Annotated in this window: 1 pseudogene; it reads right to left on the minus strand. The window is 75.6% G+C overall.

Features of this window, described 5'->3' with window-relative positions:
- Positions 1–817: pseudogene (locus CcI49_RS00910) on the minus strand (hypothetical protein); the annotation flags it as partial.
- Positions 818–956: the final 139 nt, after the last annotated feature.

Below are 956 nucleotides of genomic sequence, written 5' to 3' on the forward strand. Positions count from 1 at the left end.
CCAGAGCCTCCTGCAACCGTGCGGTCACGGCCACTGCCGCATCCGAGAGCGGCTCGAGCGTGACGACGAAGACCCGCCGCGGCGGCGGCCACGACGTCTCCCAGGCCGGCAGCCGCCACGACCGCCAGACACCGAGAACATCCGGCTCTCCGGCGACGGCCGCGACGATCGCCCGGTCGACCGCATCAGCCCCGTCGGCCCCGTCGGCCACGGCGAATGCGGCGTCGGCCGCGGTCATGTCGTCGGCCGCACGGCCGCCGGGCGCCGTCCCGGCTCCGCTGCCCGCCCCGTCGCGGCTGCCCGCCGTCATGGTGAGGTCGATGGGCAGCGAGACCGGCGGGCCGGGCAGTGCCGGGTCGCTGGCGAGGAACACCCAGGCGCTGAGCTGGCGTTCGCCGAGCGGCAGCGCGTCCAGGGCCCGCAGCAGATCCGGGTCGGTCTCGGTGGCCGCGAGCTCCTCGCGGATGAGTGGAACCTCCCCGCCACCCACGCCGAGCTGCCCGGAGAGCACGGCGAACGCGACGGCCCGCGCGACCTCCAACCGGCGGCCGGCGGCGAGCCACGCCCTGGCCTGGTGGAGCAGCTCGTCGGGGAGGTGGCCCGCCAGGTCCAGCAGCGCCCAGTGCCAGGCCCGGGTCATCTCCAGGTCGTACGCGGTGACCGCCGCGGTCGCGTCCACCGCGACCGTCACCTCCACGGACGCCGCCACTTCGCCCGCTGCCATTTCACCCGCCGACGTATCGCCCGCTGCCAGTCCGCCCGCCGGCGTGTCACCCGCCGGGGTGGCCGCCGCATCCGCCTCCGGCGCCTGGGACATCGCCATCTCCGTGCCACCTCCATGTTCGCCGCGGCCTTGCTTCGACCGTGTCTCGGGCGCGGCTCCTGCCGGGAACACGCCTCCTTCGGTGAGTGCGGTTCACCTTCCGGGGCCCGGCAGGGATGTGGGACGGCCGGAC

Origin of the sequence: Frankia sp. CcI49, assembly GCF_001983215.1 — a bacterium.
Taxonomy (GTDB): domain Bacteria; phylum Actinomycetota; class Actinomycetes; order Frankiales; family Frankiaceae; genus Parafrankia; species Parafrankia irregularis.